The following is a 22,433-nucleotide window of genomic DNA, read 5'->3' on the forward strand; positions in this document are numbered from 1 at the left end:
CGCATTTCTTGACTTTGCGGGCCACCCCCCGTAGGCGACGCACTCTCATTCTATCGTTGTTACGAAGGAAGCCGCATGGCGCGCGTTACCGTCGAGGATTGTGTCGACAAGATCCCCAACCGGTTCGACCTGGTGTTGTTCGCGGCCCAGCGTGCGCGCCAGATCTCGGGCGGTGCAGAACTGACGCTCGATCGCGACCGCGACAAGAACCCGGTCGTCGCGCTGCGCGAGATCGCCGACGAGAACGTCAAGCCGGCGCATCTCAAGGAACAGGTCATCCAGGGCCTGCAGAAGGTTCGCGTCGATGACGACGACGAGGTCGATGCCGTCGGCAGCCTGGCGGCTTCGGCCGAAGCGTTGCGGCTTACCGCTGCTGCGCCGCCGCGGAACCAGAATCTTGGGGCGGATTACGAGGGTTGAAGCAGCAGGATTAGCGAAAGCTAATCCGCGGCTCGGCCGAAACCCCGGCCGGCGGGCATCGCCCGACCGACGACGCGGCTTTGCCGCGGCGCGCGAAATAGAGAGAGCCCGTGGACCCAAGTCCGCGGGCTTTTTCTATGCCCTCTCCCTGAAGGGGAGAGGGAAGGGGCCCGCGGCGCTTGCCGTGGGAAGGGTGAGGGCACGGGTGGGATGGTCCGGCCCAAAGCCGTCATTCCCGGCGGAGGCGGGAACCCATATTGGCCAGCCTCTCGTAGGATCGCGACCGCCTGAGCATATGGATCCCCGTCTGCGCGGGGATGACGAAAACGTGGGTCGTTGATCGACGCATCACATCTGGCGAGCCTCGCCCATGTTCTCCCGCGAAGGCGGGAGCCCAGCCTGGATCCCCACCTTCGCGGGGAAACATGCTTATGCTTCATTCCGGCCGCATCGCTTGCGACCACCCTAAGGCAGGGCGCCACGGCGAAGCCGCGTCGTCAGTCGTTGCTGCGCAACGCTGGCCGGGGTCGGTCCGCGACGCGGATTAGCCATGCTAATCCGCTGACCGACCCTTAAACCCCTGCGCGACAACAAACCACTCGACCGACCCCTTACGGCTAGCCGGTGGCTTGGCATGCTTCACCGTCTTGAAGTTCCGCTTCATCTCCGCGACCAGCTCGGAATCCGCACCGCCCGCAAACACCTTCGACACGAACGTCCCACCCGGCTCGAGTACCTCGCACGCAAAGTGCAGCGCAGTTTCCACCAGCGCCATCGTCCGCAAGGCATCGGTCTGTGGATGCCCGACGGTGTTCGCCGCCATGTCCGACAGCACCAGATCGGGGGCGCCGCCCAGCGCCTCGATCAGCTTCCCCGGTGCGGCATCGTCGAGGAAATCCATCTCGAAGATCGTCACGCCCTCGATCGGATCGACCGGCAGCAGATCGATCCCGACCACGGTCGCCTTGGGAATCCGCCGCCGGATCACCTGCGCCCAGCCGCCCGGCGCGAGGCCCAGATCGACCACGCGCTTCGATCCCCGGATCAGCTCGAACCGCTCGTCCAGCTCGATCAGCTTGTACGCCGCCCGACTGCGATACCCGTCGGCCTTGGCGCGCTTCACATACGGATCGTTCAACTGCCGCTCGAGCCAGCGCGTCGACTGCGCGGTCCGCTTGCGCGCGGTGAGCACGCGGACATGCCCGCCGGAACCGCCGCGGCTCATGCCGTCGCTCCCGTGGCTTTGCCGGGCTTGGGGGAGCCCATCAGTCCGCGCAGTATGCCTTCGCGAATACCGCGGTCGGCGATGCCGAGCCGTTCGGCGGGCCACAAATCCATGATCGTCTCCAAAATCGCACAGCCCGCGACCACCAGGTCGGCGCGCTCGTTGCCGATGCACGGCAGCTTGGCGCGCTCCGTGATCGACATATGGGATAGGTCGGCGCTGATCTTACGCATCGCCGAGGCCGGCACGATCAGCCCATCGACCACTGACCGGTCGTAATGGCTGAGCCCGAGATGCACGCTGCCGAGCGTCGTCACCGTGCCGCTGGTGCCGAGCAACCGTGGCCGCTCGATATGCCGGGGCAGGCGGCTGGCGAACCCCGCGAAACTGTCCGCGACCACGCTCCGCATCCTTGCATAGGCGGCGCGGCGTCCGTCTTCGCCTTCACCGCCGCCGGCATGCTCGGTCAGCGACACCACGCCCCACGGCGCCGAATGCCAGTCGAGCACGGTCGGAACAGGCGTCGAGGTATCGATCAGCACGAGTTCGGTCGATCCGCCGCCGATATCGAACACCAGTGCCGGATCTTCCCCCGGCTCGATCAGCGCATGGCAGCCAAGGACGGCCAACCGCGCCTCTTCCTCGGCGGAAATGATGTCGAGGTGGATACCCGTCTCGGCGAGTGCGCGCGCAATGAAATCCGGCCCGTTCGACGCCTGCCGACAGGCCTCCGTCGCGACCGAGCGCGCGAGCGTGACGTTGCGCCGTTGCAGCTTGTCCGAACACACGCGCAAGGCGGCGATCGTCCGCTCGATCGCCGCGTCGCTCAGCTTGCCGGTCGAGGCCAGACCTTCGCCAAGCCGCACGATACGCGAGAACGCGTCGATCACCGCGAACCCGCCAGCCTGGGGCCGCGCGATCAGCAATCTGCAATTGTTGGTGCCTAGATCGAGCGCGGCAAACGCCTGCGCATCGGCCCACCGCCCACGAGAGGGCCGGGTCGTCGCCGGACGGGCAGGACTACCCTGCCGGAACGGCATTCGGGCGGAAACATCCCCCATCGCCGTAAAACTCGCTATCTATGTCTGCCGCCGCGGGAAAATACCCGCCCGGTGCTTGGCAGTGAATGTAGCGCGGCGGCGCGATTACGCAAGCCAAGTGGCACATCGGCAACATCTTGGCGTTGACAGCGATAAACCGCCCCCGTAGAGCCCGCCCTCGCTGATGCCCCGTCGTCTAATGGTAAGACTGCGGTTTCTGATACCGCCTATTGAGGTTCGAATCCTCACGGGGCATCCAGCGCTTTGCCGCATTGAGCGGTCGAGGCATTTTAACAAATCGCGATAGTACCGAGCGAACTGGCGGTGGCACTGAACGCGCCCTCGGAGCGTCGACAAGTAGTGTAGCCGTGCACGACGTATCACGATCCTCCAAGCTTGGAGCGTGATCGATACGGGAAGGCGCGCGATCGTTCGGGCGGTTAGCCGTATCGGCGTCGCTCACGCCAAAATGACTTCCCGCGCCGCAAAGGCGAACCGACCGTCCGCCGGATCATGGCATGGATTGAATTTAGTCGGGACCGAGTGCCGATGGCACTTTACCCGTTCGCGGCCACCGTGAAAGCGCTCGTCCGCTATTGCAGGACCATGCCTGTCCCCGCCTGTCATCGCCGTGGGAACATTTGAGCAGCATTTCTACAAGCCGAGCGCAGCGCAGGCGGATCTGGTGATCCGCCCGGTTTGGGCTCGCTCGTTGTAGATGGTGCCCGGAAGAGGACTCGAACCTCCACGACCTTGCGATCGCCAGCACCTGAAGCTGGTGCGTCTACCAATTCCGCCATCCGGGCACGGGGTAGGAGGGCGCCTCTAGTGGAGGGTCGCGATGCTTGTCAACACGCCTCTTGCTGGGGCAAGGGGTTATTCGCGAATGGGCAGGCAAAACAAAGTGGACGGACGGGCGATGAACGACAAACTGGTGACGCTGATCGGGGGTGGCGGTTTCGTCGGCCGCTATGTCGCACAGGCGCTGCTGGCGACGGGCGCGCGCGTCCGCATCGCGCAGCGCGATCCGCGGCAGGCGTTCTTCCTGAAACCGCTCGGCGGGCTTGGCCAGACGCAGTTCGTCGGTGCCGACGTGACCAAGCCCGAGACGATCGCGCATGCGGTCCGCGGCTCGGACGTGGTGGTGAACCTGGTCGGCGTGCTCGCGGGTGATTTCCAGCGTGTCCAGGCGCTCGGCGCGCAGACCGTCGCGCAGGCTGCGGCGAAGGCCGGCGTCGGCGCGCTGGTGCACGTGTCGGCGATCGGCGCCGATCCCCAGTCCGCGTCGGCGTACGGCAAGTCGAAGGGGCAGGGCGAGGCGGCGGTGCTCGACGCGTTCCCGAACGCGACGATCCTGCGGCCGTCGATCGTGTTCGGCCAGGAAGACCAGTTCGTGAACCGCTTTGCCGGCATGATCGCCAAGGCGCCGGTCGTGCCAGTGTTGCGCGCGGGTGCGAAGTTCCAGCCGGTATTCGTCGGCAACGTGGCGGATGCGATCGTCGCGGCGGCGTCCGCGCCCGAGACGTTCGGCGGCCAGACGCTGGAGCTCGGCGGGCCCGACATCATCACGATGGGCAACCTCATCCGCTGGATCGCCAAGACGATCGGTCGCGATCCCTCGATCGTCGAGCTGCCGGACTTTGCCGGCGCGATGATTGCCAAGGCCGGCTTCCTGCCCGGCATGCCGATCACCAAGGACCAGTGGACCATGTTGCAGAGCGACAACGTCGTTACCGGCACCGACGGCTTGGCCGCATTCGGCATCGACGCGACGCCGCTGTCGACGGTCGCACCGGGCTGGCTGGTGCGCTTTCGCAAGGCCGGACGGTTCGGACGCCGCGCCGAAACGCGCGCGGAAGTCCCTGTTATCTGATCCAGCGCGTGCTACGCCGCCCCTGACATTGCCCTGACCTATCGCGCCGGAGCTCCCGCTTGACCGAACTTCTCACCGTCATCCTCCTCGGCATCGTCGAGGGGATCACCGAATTCCTGCCCGTCTCCTCGACCGGTCACCTGATCCTCGCGACGCGGCTGCTCGGTTATGATGCGGGGCGCTGGGAGGTGTTCAATGTCGTCATCCAGCTCGGTGCGATCCTCGCGATCGTCGTGCTCTATTGGCGGACGTTCTGGGCGGTCGGCATGGGGCTGATCAAGCGCGAGCCGAAGTCGTGGCTGTTCCTGCGCAACCTGGTGGTGGCGTTCATTCCGGCGGCCGTCATCGGGCTGGCGCTGCACAAATATATCGAGGCGCTGCTTGGCAATGCGGAAGTCGTCGCGATCGCGCTGATCGTCGGCGGCTTTGCGATCCTCGCGGTCGAGCGGTTCGCACCGCGCAGCGACATCAGCGGAGTGGCGGACATTCCATTGAAGACCGTGATCGGCATTGGTTTTCTCCAGTGTCTCGCGATGATCCCGGGCGTCAGCCGGTCTGGCGCGACAATCCTCGGCGCGTTGGCGCTGGGCGTCGAACGGCGCACCGCGGCTGAGTTCAGCTTCTTCCTCGCGATCCCGACGATGCTGGGTGCGAGTGCGCTCGAACTGCTGAAGAACCGCGATGCGATCGCGAGCGGCGGCGGGGTCGGGCTGGGCGCGATCGCGATCGGCGCTGCGGTGTCGTTCATCGTCGCGTTGCTGGTGGTGAAGTGGTTCGTCGGGATCGTCACCAAGCACGGCTTCGTCCCGTTCGCCTGGTACCGCGTGGCAGCCGGCTCGGCCGCGCTGGTATGGCTGTTGACCAAGTAAGTCCGAACTGGGACCAATAAAGGTAATTGAGAACGGCTCTCACCGAATTCTGCTTGAGAGTGCAATTATATATGACAGTACTCATGTCATATCTGTTGATTTAGCCGTGACAAGGCTCCGATCGCGCAATAACGCGGCTGTCGGAGGCTATCATGGCGAACGATTCGATGCTCAAATTTGTCGGTAGGGAGCAATCCTACCCCGACAAGCGCACCGCGGACGAGCGGGCCGATGATTTCCGCGAGATCGCGCAACGCTATGCCGTCGAACCTGCGGAAGAGCAGGCCGGACGCTGTTCGCAGTGCGGCGTACCCTATTGCGCGGTCCACTGCCCGCTGCACAACCACATCCCCGATTGGCTCAGGCTGACCGCGGAAGGGCGTCTGCGCGAGGCGTATGAGCTGAGCAACGCGACCTCGACCATGCCCGAAATCTGTGGCCGCATCTGCCCGCAGGACCGGCTGTGCGAAGGCAATTGCGTTATCGAATTTACGGGGCACGGCGCGGTCACGATCGGAGCGGTCGAGAAGTTCATCACCGATACCGCCTGGGAAAATGGCTGGGTCGAGCCGCTGGTCCCCGGCAAGTCGCGCGGCCAGTCTGTCGGTGTGATCGGCGCGGGGCCGGCAGGTCTGACCACGGCGGAATATCTGCGCGGGCATGGCTATGACGTGCACGTCTACGATCGCTACGACCGGGCGGGCGGGCTGCTCACCTACGGTATTCCCGGGTTCAAGCTGGAAAAGCCGATCGTCATGCGCCGCGTCGAGCGACTCAAGGCAGCCGGCATCGTCTTCCACGAAGGCTTTGCGGTCGGCGAGGATGCGAGCCTCGACGATCTCCGCCAGCGTCACGACGCGATCCTGATCGCGACCGGCGTCTACAAGGCGCGCGCTATGGACCTGCCCGGCGGCGGTTCGAACGGCGTGGTCGCGGCACTCGATTTCCTCGTCGCCTCGAACCGCAAGGGCTTCGGCGACGCCGTGCCCGCGTTCGACGACGGCAGCCTCGATGCCGCGGGCAAGGACGTCGTCGTGATCGGCGGCGGCGACACTGCGATGGACTGTGTCCGTACCGCGATCCGCCAGGGTGCGAAGTCGGTGAAGTGCCTCTACCGCCGCGACCGCGCCAACATGCCCGGCTCGCAGCGTGAGGTGGCCAATGCCGAGGAAGAGGGCGTCGAGTTCGTCTGGCTTTCGGGCCCGCAGAGCTTCGACGGCGGTGACGTGGTATCGAGCGTCAAGGTGCGGAAGATGCGTCTCGGCGCGCCCGACGCGAGCGGCCGCCGCGCACCCGAGCCCGATCCCGCCGGCGACTATTCCGTGAACGCCGATCTGGTCATCAAGGCGCTCGGCTTCGACGCCGAGGACCTGCCGACCCTGTTCGCGACGCCCGAACTCGGCGTTAGCCGCTGGGGCACCGTGCTGGTCGACGGCAAGACGCTGATGACCTCGCTCGACGGCGTGTTCGCAGCGGGCGACATCGTCCGCGGTGCAAGCCTCGTCGTCTGGGCGATCCGCGACGGTCGCGACGTCGCCGCGACGATGCACAAATGGCTGAAGACCAAGGCTGCGAACGCGAAGGTGGCGGCATGAGGCTGAACCCCGAAGAGGTCGCCGCGATCAAGGAGGCCGCCGCGGAGACGTTCGGCGAAACCGCGGTCGTGCGCCTGTTCGGCAGCCGGGTCGACGACGCCTTGCGCGGCGGCGACATCGACCTCCACATCGAGGTCGACGCGGTCGCGGATGAATGGCGCGATCGGGGCAAATTCGAGGACCGGCTGTTCCGACGGATCGATCCGCAAAAAGTCGACGTCGTGCTCACGATTCGTGGCGGTACGCCGCGCGGGTTCGAGCGGATCGCCTATCGTGACGGGATCGTGCTGTGACGGAGCCCGAAGACGACATCCTCGAGATCATCTGTGATCGGGTGCAGTCGCTCAACATCGCGCTCGACGAGGATATGCGGCTGCTCGGTACCGTGCCGAACGACCTGACCGCGTTCAAGGCCATGACGGAACATGGTCGTGTCGGATCGCGGGCCTTGCTAAAAACGGTCGAGCAACTGGAAGATCAGTTGATGCGGCTGTTTCGGACCATTCTTCAGGCGCGCGCTGTCGATACCAAGGACCTGTACGCCCGCGATGTCGCCAACCGAATGGTGTCGCTGCGAATCATCGATAGCGCCGACGACTGGATGGCAGTGGTCAAGCTGCGCAATCGTCTCGTCCACGACTATCCACTGACCAGCGAGGCGCGGTTCGCCAAGTTGGTCGAGGCGGTCCGGGCCACCGACATTCTCCGCGCCGCTAGCCAGCGCGCGCTCACCTACGTCGACAAGAAGGAATGGTTGGCATGACCAACGAAACCGAACGCGCCCGTCTCGCCGAGCACGGCATGTACCGCCCCGAATTCGAGGGCGATGCGTGTGGCGTCGGCCTCGTCGCCGCCACCGATGGGCGCGCGTCGCGGCGTGTCGTGCAGTCCGCGGTCGATGCGCTGAAGGCGGTGTGGCACCGCGGTGCGGTCGATGCGGATGGCAAGACGGGCGACGGCGCAGGGCTGCATATCGACCTGCCGCTGCGGTTCTTCGACGATGCGGTCGCCGCCTCCGGCCACAAGGTGCGGCCGAACCGGCTCGCGGTGGGGATGATCTTCCTGCCGCGTACCGATCTCGGCGCGCAGGAGGATTGCCGGACGATCGTCGAGAGCGCGATCATCGAGGCGGGCTACACCATCTATGGCTGGCGCCAGGTGCCGGTCGACGTGTCTGTGATCGGGATGAAGGCGCAGGCGACGCGCCCCGAGATCGAGCAGATCATGATCGCCGGGCCGCTGCCCGAGGAGCAGGACGCCGCCGAGTTCGAAAAGACGCTGTATCTCGTCCGCAGGCGTATCGAGAAGCGCGTGATCGCGGCGCAGATCCAGGGCTTCTACATCTGTTCGCTGTCGTGCCGGTCGATCATCTACAAGGGGCTGTTCCTCGCGGAATCGCTGTCGGTCTTCTACCCGGACCTGTGCGACCAGCGCTTCGAAAGCCGCGTCGCGATCTTCCACCAGCGCTATTCGACCAACACCTTCCCGCAATGGTGGCTGGCGCAACCGTTCCGCTGCCTCGCGCATAACGGCGAGATCAACACGATCCGCGGCAACAAGAACTGGATGCTCTCCCACGAGATCCGGATGGCGAGCCTCGCGTTCGGCGACAATTCGGAGGACATCAAGCCGGTGATCCCGGCCGGCGCGTCCGACACCGCGGCATTGGACGCGGTGTTCGAGGCGATCTGCCGTTCGGGCCGCGATGCGCCGACCGCCAAGCTGATGCTCGTCCCCGAAGCCGCCAGCCCGGACATGCCGCCCGAGCATACCGCGATGTACCAGTATCTCGCGTCCGTCATGGAGCCGTGGGACGGCCCAGCCGCGCTCGCGATGACCGATGGCCGCTGGGCGGTCGCGGGCATGGACCGCAACGCGCTTCGTCCGCTCCGCTATACGCTGACCTCGGACGGTCTGCTGATCGTAGGGTCGGAGAGCGGCATGGTCGTCGTTCCTGAATCGACTATCGTTGCCAAGGGCCGCCTGGGACCGGGTGAGATGATCGCGGTCGACCTCGACGAAGGGCGTCTGCTCCAGGATCGCGAAGTGAAGGATCGCATCTCGGGCGAGGCGGATTACGCCGCGATGATCGGCGAATTCCATACGCTCGCTGATCTTCCCTCGGTCGAGGATGCGGTCGTTCGCTACGACCGCGCCGAACTCGCGCGCCGCCAAGTCGCCGCGGGCCAGACGATGGAGGACATGGAGCTGATCCTGTCGCCGATGGTCGAATCCGCCAAGGAAGCGATCGGATCGATGGGCGACGACACGCCGCTCGCGGTGATCTCGGACAAGCCGCGGTTGATCAGCCAGTTCTTCCGCCAGAACTTCTCGCAGGTTACTAACCCGCCGATCGATCCGTTGCGCGAGCGCCACGTGATGTCGCTGAAGACGCGGTTCGGCAATTTGGCCAACATCCTCGACGTGCGCGACCAGCGCGAGCGCGTGCTGGTGCTCGATTCGCCGGTGCTGACCGGTGAGCATTGGTCGCGGCTTAAGGCGCATTTCGGTAATGCGGTCGCCGAGATCGACTGTACGTTCGACGTCGGCGGTGGGCCGGAGAAGCTCCGCGCGGCGATCCAGCGGATCCGTAACGAGGCCGAGCAGGCGGTCCGCCAGGGCAAGAGCGAGATCTTCCTCACCGACGAAGCCATCTCCGAAGACCGCGTCGGCATCGCCGGCGTGCTTGCGGTGGCGGCGGTGCACACGCATCTCGTCCGCCGTGGCCTGCGCTCTTACGCGTCGATCAACGTGCGGACCGCCGAGTGCCTCGACACGCATTATTATGCGGTGCTGATCGGCGTCGGCGCGACCACCGTGAACGCGTATCTGGCCGAAGCTGCGATCGTCGATCGGCAGTCGCGGGGGTTGTTCGGCGATCTCGAGCTCGCCGAATGCCTGCGCCGCCACCGCGTCGCGGTCGAGGAGGGGCTGCTCAAGATCATGTCGAAGATGGGGATCGCGGTGATCTCGTCGTACCGCGGCGGCTATAATTTCGAGGCCGTGGGGCTCTCGCGCAGCCTGGTGAACGACCTGTTCCCGGGGATGCCCGCGAAGATCAGCGGCGAGGGCTATGCGTCGCTGCACGTCAACGCGACCGACCGGCACGAGGCGGCATTCGATCCGGCGGTCGCGACGTTGCCGATCGGTGGTTTCTATCGCCAGCGCCACACCGGCGAGACGCACGCCTATTCTGCGCAACTGATGCACCTGCTCCAGACCGCGGTCGCGACCGACAGCTACACGAGTTATCTGCAATTCTCGCGCGGCGTGTCCGACCTGCCGCCGGTGTATCTGCGCGATCTGCTCCAATTCAACTTCCCCGCGGAGGGCGTGCCGGTCGACCAGGTCGAGGCGATCACCGAGATCCGCAAGCGTTTCGTGACGCCGGGCATGTCGCTCGGCGCGCTGTCACCCGAGGCGCACGAGACGCTGGCGATCGCGATGAACCGGATCGGCGCGAAGGCGGTGTCGGGCGAGGGCGGCGAGGACAAGTCGCGCTTCGTGCCGTACGCGAACGGCGACAATGCGAACTCGACGATCAAGCAGATCGCGAGCGGCCGCTTCGGCGTCACGGCCGAGTATCTGAACGCGTGCGAGGAGATCGAGGTCAAGGTCGCGCAGGGCGCGAAACCCGGCGAGGGCGGCCAGCTGCCGGGGTTCAAGGTGACCGAGTTCATCGCCAAGCTGCGCCATGCGACGCCCGGCGTCACGCTGATCTCACCGCCGCCGCATCACGACATCTACTCGATCGAGGATCTGGCGCAGCTTATCTACGATTTGAAGCAGATCAATCCGCGGGCGCGGGTGTGCGTTAAGCTGGTGTCTTCGGCGGGGATCGGCACCGTGGCGGCGGGCGTGGCGAAGGCGCATGCCGACGTGATCCTGATCGCAGGGCATGTCGGCGGCACCGGCGCGTCGCCGCAGACTTCGATCAAATATGCCGGCACGCCGTGGGAAATGGGGCTGTCCGAGGTCAACCAGGTGCTGACGCTCAATGGCCTGCGCGGTCGCGTGCGGCTGCGCACCGATGGCGGGTTGAAGACCGGGCGTGACATCGTCATCGCCGCGATCCTGGGCGCGGAGGAGTTCGGGATCGGCACGCTGTCGCTGGTGGCGATGGGCTGCATCATGGTGCGCCAGTGTCATTCGAACACGTGCCCAGTCGGCATCTGCACGCAGAACGATGCGCTCCGCCAGAAGTTCGTCGGCACGCCCGAGAAGGTGATCAACCTGATGACCTTCATCGCGGAAGAGGTGCGCGACATCCTTGCGCGGCTCGGTGTGAAGAGCCTCGACGACGTGATCGGGCGGACCGAGCTGTTGCGGCAGGTCAGCCGCGGGGCGGAGCATCTCGACGATCTCGATCTCAACCCCATTCTCGCCAAGGTCGATGCTGACGATTCGCAGCGCCGGTTCAGCCTGTCGACGTTCCGCAACGAGGTGCCCGACAGCCTCGACGCGCAGATCATCAAGGACGCGGCGGCGGTGTTCTCGCGCGGGGAGAAGATGCAGCTCACCTATTCGGTGCGCAACACGCACCGCGCGGTGGGGACGCGGCTGTCGAGCGAGATCACGCGGAAGTTCGGCATGTCGACGCTGGCGGACGATCACGTCACGATCCGGCTGCGTGGGTCGGCGGGGCAGTCGCTCGGCGCATTCCTGTGCAAGGGCATCACGCTCGAGGTGTTCGGCGATTCGAACGACTATGTCGGCAAGGGGCTTTCGGGCGGTACGATCATCGTGCGGCCGGCGGTGAGTTCGCCGCTGGCGAGCCAGGACAACACGATCATCGGCAACACTGTGCTCTATGGCGCGACCAGCGGGCGGCTGTTCGCGGCGGGGCAGGCGGGCGAGCGGTTCGCGGTCCGCAACTCGGGCGCGACCGTGGTCGTCGAGGGCTGCGGCGCGAACGGGTGCGAATATATGACCAACGGCATCGCGGTGGTGCTCGGCGCGGTCGGCGCGAACTTCGGTGCGGGGATGACCGGCGGAATGGCGTTCGTCTACGACCCCGACGGCGTGTTCGCAAAGCGCGCCAACCCCGAGAACATCACCTGGGACCGGGTGAAGTCGCTCCACTGGGCCGACGTGCTGCTCGACCTGGTGCGCGATCATGCCGACACGACCGACAGCAAATGGTCGAAGGGCCTGCTCGAGGACTGGGACCGGGTCGCGCCGCATTTCTGGCAGATCGTGCCGAAGGAAATGCTGACGCGGCTGAGCCATCCGCTGGATGACAGCGCGGAGTTGGTTGCGGCGGAGTAAACGACGCCACACAAACACCACCCCGGCGAAGGCCGGGGCCCAATTGGAAAAGTCGTGGTGACGAGGCGTGGTCTTCCGCCAGCAACGTCTCCCAATTGGGCCCCGGCCTTCGCCGGGGTGGTGCAAGTAAGTTGGTTTCGCGCAGAGGCGCAGAGGACGCTGAGGGGGTTCACCTGGAACCGGCTCTCCGCACTCCAACGCGCGTTGCTGAAATGCACGCTTCGCGACAAGCGCAACACCTCCGCGCTCTCTGCGCCTCGGCGCGAACCAAATCTTCTTACGCACCACCCAACCCGCGCTAGTGACACAGCCGCCCCCCACCGCCTAAACGAAGCGCATGTGGCAGCTTTATCAATTCCCCCTGTGTCCCTTCTCGCGAAAGGTGCGCCTGCTGCTGGGCGAGAAGGGGGTCGGCTACGAACTGGTGCGCGAATCGCCCTGGGACCGCCGCGACGAGTTCATGGACATGAACCCCGCTGGCCAGACCCCGGTAATGGTCGACGCCTCGCGCGGCGTCGCCCCGCTGATCGATTCGATGGCGATCTGCGAATTCTTCGAGGAGACCGTCGAGAAGGCGGCGATGATCAACGGCACCGCGACCAACCGCGCCGAGATCCGCCGGCTGGTCACGTGGTTCGACACGCATTTCTACCGCGACGTTACCGGACCGCTGCTCCACGAGCGCATGGTCAAGCGCCTCGCGCACCGCACCGCACCCGACGCCAAGGGCTTGCGAGAAGCGATGAAGGCCGCGGTCGGGCATCTCGACTATATGGATTACCTGCTCGATCACCGGAACTGGCTCGGCGGCGCGACGATGAGCCTCGCCGATCTCGCGGCCGCCGCGCAGATCTCGGTCACTGATTATCTCGGCGGGATCGACTGGAAGGGCCACGACCAGACCGCCCGCTGGTATCGCGGGTTTAAGAGCCGCCCGAGCTTCCGCCCGCTGCTGTCCGAGCGGATGGAGTTGATTTCACCCCCGGCGCACTACGACAATGTCGATTTCTGAGCCGATCGCCTACCCCGACTTCGAGAAGGTCGACATCCGCGTCGGCACGATCGTCGAGGCCGAACCCTTCCCGGAGGCGCGCAAGTCCGCGTTCAAGCTGCGGATCGATTTCGGCGACAAGATCGGCGTGAAGCGGTCGTCGGCGCAGATCACCGAACACTATACGCCGGAGACGTTGGTAGGCCGCCAGGTCGCGGCGGTGGTCAACTTTCCGCCGCGCCAGATCGGCCCGATGATGTCCGAAGTCCTGACGCTCGGCTTTCCCGATGCGGACGGGAAAGTGGTGCTGATTGCGCCGACCGGGCAGGTCCCGAACGGGGGACGGTTATTTTAGCAGGCTCGTCGCGCGCCTGCTGGCCTAGCCACGGATACAACTCTTCGTTCGCCCTGAGCGAAGTCGAAGGGCTGGTGCGCAACGGCTGGGCTTCGACTTCGCTCAGCCCGAACGGGTGGGGAGCGGCCAATCCGTCCCCACCCCCAATCCCTTACTGGCGCAGATCGCTCTGCGTGATCGGCACGATCTTCACCTCGACGCGACGGTTCGCAGCGCGACCCTCGTCGGTGTCGTTCGACGCGATCGGCTGCGTCTTGCCGTAACCGCGCGTGCCGATGCGCGCCGCCTGAACGCCATGACCCGAGAGATAATCCGCGACCGAGCGCGCGCGACGCTCCGACAGCGTCTGGTTGTATGCATCGCTGCCGGTCGAATCGGTGTGCCCGTACACGTCGACATAGGTCTGGTTGTACTGCGACAGCGTATCCGCGACCTGATCGAGCGTACGCTGGAACTGCGGCTGCACCGTCGCGCTATCATAGGCGAAGGTGATGCCCGACGGGATGTTGAGCACCAGGTCGTCGCCCTGGCGGATCACCTGCACGTCGGTCCCGGCGGTGCGCGCGCGTAGGTCCCGCTCCTGCTTGTCCATGTACGCGCCGACGCCCGCGCCAGCGAGACCGCCGATGCCGGCACCCAGCAGCTTCTCGGTCCGGTCGCTCCGTCCACCGACGACGTCGCCGAGCAGATAGCCACCGAGCGCGCCGCCGATACCGCCGAGTGCGGTCTTCGAAATCGTCTGGCGACCCGTCTCGGGATCGGTCGTGCAGCCGCTGGTGGCGATCAATGCGGCGATTGCAGCACCTGCGAACATCTTGGTTTTCATAGATAATCTCCCTGAGACGTGATGGATGACGGCTTTGTGCCCGATACGGCCGACAACCCGGCTTCGCGACGATTGTTCCGCCTGCGCACTGAACCGACCATGACCATCATCGCGCCGCGATGTCGAGTATCCGCACGGCTTTACGCAAGGACGGTTGTACGACGCGGCGTTGTCCTGCAAAGAGGCGTCGAGCCAATGGCACCGCTTCCCCCCTTCCCCTGGATCGACGTCGCGATCATCCTCGCGCTCGTCGCGTTGAACGGTGTGTTCGCGATGAGCGAACTCGCGATCGTCTCCGCGCGGAAGGCCCGGCTCGAGGCGATGGCGCGCTCGGGCAGGAAGGGCGCGCGCGCCGCCATCGTTCTCGCCGCCGACCCCGGCAAGTTCCTGTCGACCGTCCAGATCGGCATCACGCTGATCGGCATCCTCGCGGGTGCCTATTCGGGCTCCAGCCTCGGCATGCCGACCGCGGCGCGGTTGCAGGCCTGGGGCCTGTCCGCCTCAACCGCCGAGACCGCCGGCTTCGCGATCGTCATCGGCCTGACGACCTATGCGTCGCTGATCATCGGCGAACTCGTCCCCAAGCAGTTCGCGCTCCGCTCGCCCGAGGCGATTGCCTCGTTCATGGCGCCGGTGATGCGCTGGCTCGCGATCGGTACCGCGCCTATCGTGCTGGTGCTCGATTCGACCAGCGCGCTGATCTTCAAGCTGCTCCGGCTCAACCGCGAATCGGAAGAGCACGTCACCGCCGAAGAGCTCCACATGATCGTCGCCGAGGCGTCGAAGTCGGGAATCATCGAGGAGCATGAGCGTTCGATCATCTCGGGCGTCGTCCGCCTCGCGGATCGCCCGGTGCGCGAAGTGATGACGCCGCGCACCGAGATCGACTGGCTCGACTGCGACTGGGGACCCGACGAGATCCGCGAGACTTTGCTCGCGTCGCAGCACACCCGCCTGCCGGTCGGCGAAGGCTCGATCGACGCGGTCAAGGGCGTCGTCCAGGCGCGCGACATCGCTGCGGCGCTGTTCCGCGGCGATCCGATCGACCTGCGCGCGCTGATGCGGAAAGCCCCCGTCGTGATTGACCAGATCGACGCGATGGATGCCCTGCTGGCGTTGCGCGAGGCCGAGGTGCCGATGGCGCTGATCCACGACGAATACGGCCATTTCGAAGGCATCGTGACGCCGGCCGATCTGCTTGCCGCGATCGCCGGGGAGTTCAAGTCGGACGCCGACCCGGACGACGCGCCTTCGGTAGTGGTGCGCGACGACGGCTCTTTGTTGGTGGCGGGGACGATGGCGGCGGATTCGCTTGCCGACCGCCTCGGCATCGACCTTCCCGAGGACCGCGACTACGCGACGGTCGCCGGCTTGGCGCTGTCGGTTTTCCGCCACCTGCCGGGCGAGGGCGAGAGCTTCGTCGAGCAGGGCTGGAAGTTCGAGATCGTCGACCTGGACGGGCGGCGGATCGACAAGCTGCTGGTGAGTGAGGTCTGAGGGCTGGTTGAAGAGGCTGGGTAAAGCCGAACCCGCCCCTTTCACTCCACTCAGGCCCTCTCACTTCACCCCACCCCGGCGAAGGCCGGGGCCCAGTTGGCAAGGTTTCGGTAACGAAGCGCTACCCCTAGTTTCCGCCGTCCCCCAACTGGGCCCCGGCCTCCGCCGGGGTGGTTGAGCGCATGCGGTGTCCGTCGCTAAATTCGGCGCGCCTATCAAAATCCGTTCGTCCTGAGTAGCTGCTGAGCTTGTCGAAGCGGCGTATCGAAGGAAAGGCGCGCGGAACCTGTGCTTTGATACGAGTCCTCGATACGCTCCTGACGGAGCTACTCGGTCTCTACTCAGCATGAACGGAGAGGGGGTAAGGCTCTCCGTAGTTCAGGGACGAGCTTCGGATCCGCTAGTCGCGTCGACCCCTGGAGCAGCCGCCGCAGGCGCTGCCGCCGGCACATCGCCACCGGGAGCAACTGCCGCGGGCGCCGCCGCGGGCGCATCGACGGCAGGCGCACCGCTGGAGCTCTCGGCCGGCACCTCTGAATTCGTCCCCGAAGCGGCTGCCGCCCCGGGCTCTAGATCGCTCGGCACGAACGGCACCACGCTCGGCGGTGGCCCCGACATCCCCGCCGGATCGCCCTCGACGCGCCCGTGGAGGTGGTCGATCTCCGCCTGCCGCCGGTTGAGATAGAAGGCCCGCGTCGCCGCGTAGGGATCGGGCGAGTTGTCGTGCAGGTCCTTCAGCGTCTGGTCGAACTCGGACCGGTGGTCGAGCGCGCCCAGGATCCCCGCCGGGATCGTGTACGACGCGCTGGTGAAGGGCTTGCCGACGCCGACCGGCAGGATCAGCCGATCGACGGCGCCCCCCAGCAGGTCGCGAATCGTCGTCGGCCCGACCAGCGGCAGGAACAGGAACGGCCCGTTCTTGACGCCGTAATAGCCGAGCGTATTCGCGAACCCGTTCGAGCGCCTAGGCAGGCGGAACGGCTTGCGCTTGGCCATGTCTATCACGCCGGCCGCGCCGATCGTCGAGTTGATCGCGAACCGTCCGACCGTCTCCGCCGCCTTGCCCGGCTTGAACTGGAGCAGGAAGTTCAGGAAGACGATCGGCTCGCGCAGATTGTAGAGGAAATTGTGGATGCCGCGCCGGATCGGGCTCGGCACGGCCCGTTTGTAGGTCCGCGCGACCGGACCGATCACCGCGTCGTCGACCTTTTGCGTCACTGCGAACGACTCGGCATTGACCGCGCGCAACGGGTCGCCCGCGGTCTCCCTGCGGCCGGTGACGACGATATCCTTCGGAGTTCGCTCGGCAGGCAGCGTGCTCAACGGAGTGGGCCCGACCGGCGGAATGTCCTGCGTGGGTAGCCCTTGGGCGAAGATTTCGATCGCCGGAAGCGACGTGGCCAAGGCTAGTGGCGAGGCCGCCATCTGTACGGTCGCCATCTGTACGACGGCTGGAAAATCGCTGGCAAAAGGCGACGGAACCGCGCCGGGGAGGGCCGCGCTCGCGCTTTCGCCGGGTAACGAAACCGGCGCGGCCGTCAGGTGAACGGGTGCAGCGGTCAACAGCATTGCGCTCATCGTTACCAGCATGTGCACTCATCGCCCTGTATATCGGCCGCCCTCCTACATCGAGGTGCGACGCGCCCGACATGCCCGTCGGCGCGCGTGCAGCATAGAGCCAATCGTCATCGAAGCGTGCGGATCACGGTTAACGGAACAGTCCGATGGCAAGCCTGCTGTACACCGCCAATCGACCGCGCGCGGGGCTTAAAGCTTGCCGAATACCGCTTCGAAGCCCGCCTTGTCGCCGGCTGCAAGCAACCGTGCCTGTTCGATCCAGCGATCGCGACCCATCCGCCCGGTGAAGTTGCCAAGCTGCGCATCGATGCCCTGCGCCTCGCTCTCCGATAGCGCCGCCATCTGGCCGACCGTCGAAACGCCGAGCGCGCCAAGCTGCGCGGCGACCTTCGGCCCGAGCCCCTTCAACTGCGTCACGGGCCCGTCCGCATAGGATTGCGCCGACGCTGCCGGTTCGACCGCTGCCGGTTCGACCGCCGCCGGTTCAGCTGGAGCCGGCGCGGCAACCTCGGTCGCCGGGCTAGCCTCCAACGGCGACGCAGCGGCGATCGGTTCGTCGGCGAGACGATCGGGCGTTTCCTTCAACTCGTCGTCGCGCGGGACCGGCACTGGTTCGGGTGCGCTTCGAACCGGCGGCGCAGGTTCGGAGGGCGCGGGGGCCGGCGCGACGGGGGCAGGGGCCGGCGCGGGAACCGGCGCGCGCGCGATTTGCGTCTGCGCCTGCGATTGCTCGGCCTTGCGCTCCTCGACCGCTGGTTTCGTCGTGATCGGCTCGGGCGGGACGCCGGCTTCCTCGGCATTGGCGATCACGTCGTGCGCGGCCTTCACACGGCTGCGCTTGGCCTTGATGCCCCACATCAGGCCGATCACGACGAGAACCGCCAGCACCGCGATGATCGCGAAGTGGATTGCGGTCAGCGTTCCGATGCCGTCGGGCAACAGGCTCAGGCCTGAGGCGGAGGTCGAGGAAGTTTCGTTCATTCCCATACCGTAGCGATGCGAGTGAAGTGCGGCGAGAGGTAATCGGCTAGGTAGTCAAGTCTGGTCCTCCCCTCCGTCTGGCAAGCGCCAGCCGCCTCCCCGGCGGGGGAGGATCAGGGGCATCACCCGCGCGCGATTTCCCGCCAGCCGATGTCGCGGCGATAGAAGCCCTCCGCGAAATCGATCGCCTCAACCGCGCGATAGGCGTTCGCCTGCGCCGTCGCGACATCGTCGCCGGTCGCGGTCACCGCGAGTACGCGGCCGCCCGACGCGACCAGCCCGCCGTCCTCCAGCCGGGTGCCTGCATGGAACACGGTGCCGCCGGCGGCCCGCGCCGAATCCAGTCCGACGATCGCGCCGCCAGCCTTGGGTGTGCCCGGATAGCCCTCCGCCGCCATCACCACCGTCAGCGCAGTCTCGTCGCTGAACTGGGCCGCCGGCATCTCGCCGAGCCGCCCCTCTGCCGTCGCCAGCATCGTTGCGAGCAGGTCGCCCTGGAAGCGCATCATCAGCACCTGCGTCTCGGGATCCCCGAACCGCGCGTTGTATTCGATCAGCTTGGGACCCTGCGGCGTCAGCATCAGCCCGGCGTACAGCACGCCCGAGAACGGCATGCCCTCGGCCGCCATCGCCGCCACCGTCGGCGCGACGATCTCGTCGATCGCGCGCTTTTCCAACGCGGGCGTCAGGACGAGGGCAGGGCTGTACGCGCCCATCCCACCGGTATTCGGCCCGGTATCACCCTCGCCGACGCGCTTGTGATCCTGCGCGGAGCCGAACGGCATCAACGCCGCGCCGTCGGTCAGCACGAAGAGGCTCGCCTCCTCGCCCTCCAGGAATTCCTCGATCACCGCCTCGGCTTCCCCGTCGGCGAACAGCGCGTCGAGCGCGGCATCTGCCTCGGCGGCGCTGAACGCGATGACCACGCCCTTGCCCGCAGCAAGGCCGTCCGCCTTGATGACGACCGGCAGCGAGAAGGTTCGAGCGAGCGCGGCATCCGCCTCCGCGCGGCTCTTTACACGGACATAGCCCGCGGTCGGGATGCCGGCGCGCAGGCACAGATCCTTGGTGAAGCCCTTCGATCCCTCAAGCTGTGCTGCGGCCTTCGACGGCCCGAACACCGGAATGTCCGCCGCGCGGCAAGTGTCTGCCAGCCCGTCGACCAGCGGCGCCTCGGGCCCGATCACCACCAGCCCGACGTCGTGCTCGCGCACGAACGCGACGACGGCTGCATGATCCGTCGCATCCAGCGGCACGAGCGTCGCAACACGCGCGATCCCGGGGTTGCCCGGCGCGGCATACAGCGTATCGAGGCCGCGAGATTGCACCAGCTTCCACGCAAGCGCATGTTCGCGCCCCCCCGAGCCCAGCAGCAGGACGTTCATGCCCGATCCCTTTTCCGATGAATTGTCCAGCGACATGGGGCGGCTGGTAGCCGAGCAAGTCCCCGGCGACAACGCACTGGCGATGTCGGTCGGCGAACTCGCGTTCAAGCTGAAGCGGATGGTCGAAGGCGAGTTCGGCCATGTCCGGCTGCGCGGCGAGATCTCGGGCTGGAAACGTGTCGCCTCCGGGCATTGCTATATGTCGCTCAAGGACGACCAGGCGGTGATCGACGGCGTCATCTGGAAGGGCAATGCGTCGAGCCTCGCCTTCGTCCCGCAGGACGGCATCGAGGTGATCGCGACCGGCAAGCTCACCACCTATCCCGGCCGTTCGAAATACCAGATCGTCATCGAGCGGATGGAACTGGCCGGCGCCGGCGCGCTGATGGCGCTGCTCGAGAAGCTCAAGGTGAAGCTGGCGGACGAGGGGCTGTTCGACGGCGCGCGGAAAAAGCGGCTGCCGTTCATGCCGAAGGTGATCGGCGTCGTCACTTCGGGCACCGGCGCCGTGATCCGCGACATCCTCCACCGGCTGGAGGATCGCTGCCCGACGCACGTCATCGTCTGGCCGGTGAAGGTGCAGGGCGAGGGCTCGGCCGCGGAGATCGCCGCCGCGGTCCGTGGGTTCGACGCGCTCGTCCCCGGCGGCCCGGTACCGCGCCCCGACCTCGTCATCGTCGCGCGCGGCGGTGGCTCGGTCGAGGATCTGTGGTCGTTCAACGAGGAAGTCGTGGTTCGCGCGGTCGCTGCCTGCACGATCCCGATCATCTCCGCGGTCGGCCACGAGACAGACACCACTTTGTGCGATTTCGCCGCCGACCTGCGCGCGCCGACGCCGACCGCGGCGGCCGAGATCGCGGTACCGGTGCTTGCCGACCTGCGGCTGACGATCGACAGCCACCGCAACCGCACCGAACGCTGCGCCCGCCGTCATGTCGAGCGCGGTCGCGAGCGGCTCGATGCGCTCGCGCGGTTGCTCCCGAAGCGCGACCAGTTGCTCGGGCCTCAGCGCCAGCGCGCCGACGATTTCGGCCAGCGTCTGGATCGCGGGCTGGAGCGTCGCCTGACCTTGGCGCGCGGCAGTCTCGACCGCTCGGGCGCAGCGCTCCGCCCCGCCACCCTCGAACGTAAACTCGAAGCGAAACGCGCGCAGCTCGATGCAACCTGGCGCCTCGTCCAGTCGCTCAACCCCGACGCGATCCTCGACCGCGGCTATGCCCGCGTCACCGCGCGTCCCGGCGGCGAGACGCTCGCCTCCGCCAAATCGGCGCGCGATGCGGGCACGCTGACACTCCACTTCCGCGACGGCACGGTGGACGCGGTGACGGACACCGGCCTTGAGCGCCCCATCGCCAAAACCTATGCTGCCCCCAAGGCAAAGCCCGCGCCCGATGCGCCGCCGCGCCAGCCGACCCTGCTGTAAAGAAGAGCCCCACAATGCTGATGTCCAACTCCGACCGCGCCGCGCGCCTGCACTATATGGCCAATGGTTTCCGCGTGCTCAGCCCCGGCGACCACGTCGCCTGCGCCGCCACCGGCCACCGTATCGCGCTCGAAGACCTGCGCTACTGGAGCGTCGCCCGCCAGGAAGCCTACGCCACCGCCACCGCCGCCAGCGAAGCGATGGCGCCACGATGATCCGGGCGGCGCTGCTCGTCCTGCTGGTTGCAACCAACGCGACCGCCCAGCAACCGCCGCCCCCAAATACCGCGAGCCAGTCCGCTTTCCGCTGGACCGGCACGCTCAGCCAGGGCAGCCTGATCCTTGGCACCGCCCCCGCAGGCACGCGCACCGTTACGCTGAACGGCAAGCCAATCACGCTATCCCCCGATGGCCGCTTCATCGCCGGTTTCGACCGCGACGCGGGGCCGCAAGCAATGCTGGCGGCAACGCTCGCCGACGGTCGGACCGTAACCCAACCGCTGACGATCGCGCCTAGAGCCTGGCGGATCGAGCGCCTCAACACGCTTCCGAAATTCCCCGCGCCCGATCCGGTGTTCGCGAAACTCCGCCCGCCCGAGCTGGCCCAGATCGTCGCCGCCCGCGCGCGCACCACCGACGCGCAGGGCTGGCGACAGGCCTTCGCATGGCCCGCCACCGGCCGCATCTCCGGACTGTTCGGCGCGCAACGCGTCTACAAGGGCGAACCCGGCAGCTATCATTCGGGCACCGACGTCGCCGTCCCCACCGGCACGATCGTCACCGCCCCCGCCGACGGCGTCGTGATCCTTGCCGCAGACCACCCCTTCACACTGGAGGGCAACCTGCTCATGCTCGACCACGGCATGGGCCTCAACAGCGCATTCCTGCACCTGTCGCGGATCGACGTGAAACCCGGCGATCACGTGCGCCAAGGCCAGCCGATCGGCGCCTCCGGCATGACCGGCCGCGCGACCGGGCCCCATCTGCACTGGAGCCTGCGCTGGAACGACGCCAAGCTGGATCCGATGATCGTTGCGCAGCCGTTACGGTAACAAACCTGTCTGTTAATTGTGCAGCGCGGCATTCCTGCCCGGAATTTGGGCTGAAT

Annotated in this window: 19 protein-coding genes and 2 tRNA genes; 14 read left to right on the forward strand and 7 right to left on the reverse strand. The window is 66.5% G+C overall.

Going from position 1 to position 22,433, the window contains the following annotated elements; translation table 11 throughout:
- Positions 1-75 precede the first annotated feature (75 nt).
- A complete protein-coding gene (gene rpoZ, locus U1708_RS00805) occupies positions 76-420 on the forward strand; it encodes a DNA-directed RNA polymerase subunit omega (RefSeq protein ID WP_055882033.1) in 345 nt (114 codons plus the stop codon).
- 553 nt (positions 421-973) lie between these two features.
- On the opposite strand, the gene U1708_RS00810 is transcribed toward rpoZ, so the two are convergent.
- Positions 974-1,645, reverse strand: coding sequence for an RlmE family RNA methyltransferase (locus U1708_RS00810; protein WP_056487962.1), 672 nt, complete (start codon positions 1,643-1,645; stop codon positions 974-976).
- Positions 1,642-2,685, reverse strand: a complete 1,044-nt coding sequence (locus U1708_RS00815) for a Ppx/GppA phosphatase family protein (protein ID WP_332741772.1) — start codon at positions 2,683-2,685, stop codon at positions 1,642-1,644. The genes U1708_RS00810 and U1708_RS00815 overlap by 4 nt, the downstream gene beginning before the upstream one ends.
- Before the next feature lie 185 nt (positions 2,686-2,870).
- Here U1708_RS00815 and U1708_RS00820 point away from each other — a divergent pair.
- Positions 2,871-2,944: transfer RNA gene (locus tag U1708_RS00820), tRNA-Gln, on the forward strand.
- A gap of 460 nt (positions 2,945-3,404) precedes the next feature.
- Here U1708_RS00820 and U1708_RS00825 read toward each other — a convergent pair.
- Positions 3,405-3,491 (reverse strand) — tRNA-Leu (locus tag U1708_RS00825).
- 113 nt (positions 3,492-3,604) lie between these two features.
- On the opposite strand from U1708_RS00825, the gene U1708_RS00830 reads away from it, so the two are divergent.
- From U1708_RS00830 to U1708_RS00865, 8 genes are all read left to right on the forward strand, one after another.
- Entirely contained in the window at positions 3,605-4,558 is a 954-nt protein-coding gene (locus U1708_RS00830) for a complex I NDUFA9 subunit family protein (RefSeq protein WP_332741774.1), read from the forward strand.
- Positions 4,559-4,617: 59 nt separating this feature from the next.
- Positions 4,618-5,427, forward strand: coding sequence for an undecaprenyl-diphosphate phosphatase (locus U1708_RS00835; protein WP_307087468.1), 810 nt, complete (start codon positions 4,618-4,620; stop codon positions 5,425-5,427).
- 152 nt (positions 5,428-5,579) lie between these two features.
- Positions 5,580-7,022 carry an NAD(P)-dependent oxidoreductase gene (locus U1708_RS00840; protein ID WP_332741778.1) on the forward strand — a complete coding sequence of 481 codons (1,443 nt, stop codon included), beginning with the start codon at positions 5,580-5,582 and terminating at the stop codon, positions 7,020-7,022.
- Positions 7,019-7,315: a nucleotidyltransferase domain-containing protein gene (locus U1708_RS00845; protein WP_307087465.1), complete on the forward strand. Its 297-nt coding sequence runs from the start codon at positions 7,019-7,021 to the stop codon at positions 7,313-7,315. The genes U1708_RS00840 and U1708_RS00845 overlap by 4 nt, the downstream gene beginning before the upstream one ends.
- Positions 7,312-7,785, forward strand: coding sequence for a HepT-like ribonuclease domain-containing protein (locus tag U1708_RS00850; RefSeq protein WP_332741781.1), 474 nt, complete (start codon positions 7,312-7,314; stop codon positions 7,783-7,785). The genes U1708_RS00845 and U1708_RS00850 overlap by 4 nt, the downstream gene beginning before the upstream one ends.
- Positions 7,782-12,290, forward strand: a complete 4,509-nt coding sequence (gene gltB / locus U1708_RS00855) for a glutamate synthase large subunit (RefSeq protein WP_332741783.1) — start codon at positions 7,782-7,784, stop codon at positions 12,288-12,290. The genes U1708_RS00850 and gltB overlap by 4 nt, the downstream gene beginning before the upstream one ends.
- A gap of 337 nt (positions 12,291-12,627) precedes the next feature.
- Complete coding sequence (locus tag U1708_RS00860; protein WP_056054264.1) at positions 12,628-13,302, forward strand: glutathione S-transferase family protein; 675 nt, start codon at positions 12,628-12,630, stop codon at positions 13,300-13,302.
- Positions 13,289-13,636 (forward strand): tRNA-binding protein, encoded by a 348-nt coding sequence (locus U1708_RS00865; protein ID WP_332741786.1) that lies wholly within the window; start codon positions 13,289-13,291, stop codon positions 13,634-13,636. The genes U1708_RS00860 and U1708_RS00865 overlap by 14 nt, the downstream gene beginning before the upstream one ends.
- Positions 13,637-13,787: 151 nt before the next feature.
- Here the strand turns inward: U1708_RS00865 and U1708_RS00870 are convergent, their stop codons facing one another.
- Positions 13,788-14,462, reverse strand: a complete 675-nt coding sequence (locus tag U1708_RS00870; protein WP_307087454.1) for a YiaD family glycine zipper/OmpA-like lipoprotein — start codon at positions 14,460-14,462, stop codon at positions 13,788-13,790.
- Positions 14,463-14,657: 195 nt separating this feature from the next.
- Here U1708_RS00870 and U1708_RS00875 point away from each other — a divergent pair, with 195 nt between their 5' ends.
- The gene (locus U1708_RS00875) at positions 14,658-15,959 is read left to right on the forward strand and encodes a hemolysin family protein (RefSeq protein ID WP_332741791.1); all 1,302 of its coding nucleotides are present in this window, start codon (positions 14,658-14,660) and stop codon (positions 15,957-15,959) included.
- A 378-nt stretch (positions 15,960-16,337) separates the two neighbouring features.
- On the opposite strand, the gene U1708_RS00880 is transcribed toward U1708_RS00875, so the two are convergent.
- From U1708_RS00880 to purD, 3 genes are all read right to left on the reverse strand, one after another.
- Entirely contained in the window at positions 16,338-17,549 is a 1,212-nt protein-coding gene (locus U1708_RS00880; protein ID WP_332741792.1) for an MlaA family lipoprotein, read from the reverse strand.
- Positions 17,550-17,726: 177 nt separating this feature from the next.
- A complete protein-coding gene (locus U1708_RS00885) occupies positions 17,727-18,518 on the reverse strand; it encodes a helix-hairpin-helix domain-containing protein (RefSeq protein ID WP_332741794.1) in 792 nt (263 codons plus the stop codon).
- Positions 18,519-18,640: 122 nt separating this feature from the next.
- Entirely contained in the window at positions 18,641-19,903 is a 1,263-nt protein-coding gene (gene purD / locus U1708_RS00890; protein WP_332741795.1) for a phosphoribosylamine--glycine ligase, read from the reverse strand.
- Here purD and xseA point away from each other — a divergent pair.
- The 3 genes from xseA to U1708_RS00905 are packed head-to-tail and all read left to right on the forward strand — an operon-like array spanning position 19,902 to position 22,377.
- Complete coding sequence (gene xseA / locus U1708_RS00895) at positions 19,902-21,326, forward strand: exodeoxyribonuclease VII large subunit (protein WP_332741796.1); 1,425 nt, start codon at positions 19,902-19,904, stop codon at positions 21,324-21,326. The two genes, purD and xseA, sit on opposite strands and share 2 nt — an antisense overlap.
- A gap of 14 nt (positions 21,327-21,340) precedes the next feature.
- Positions 21,341-21,541, forward strand: a complete 201-nt coding sequence (locus U1708_RS00900) for a DUF2093 domain-containing protein (protein ID WP_332741798.1) — start codon at positions 21,341-21,343, stop codon at positions 21,539-21,541.
- Positions 21,538-22,377 carry a M23 family metallopeptidase gene (locus U1708_RS00905; RefSeq protein WP_332741800.1) on the forward strand — a complete coding sequence of 280 codons (840 nt, stop codon included), beginning with the start codon at positions 21,538-21,540 and terminating at the stop codon, positions 22,375-22,377. The genes U1708_RS00900 and U1708_RS00905 overlap by 4 nt, the downstream gene beginning before the upstream one ends.
- Positions 22,378-22,433 lie beyond the last annotated feature (56 nt).

This window comes from Sphingomonas arabinosi (assembly GCF_036663715.1).
Lineage (GTDB): Bacteria > Pseudomonadota > Alphaproteobacteria > Sphingomonadales > Sphingomonadaceae > Sphingomonas.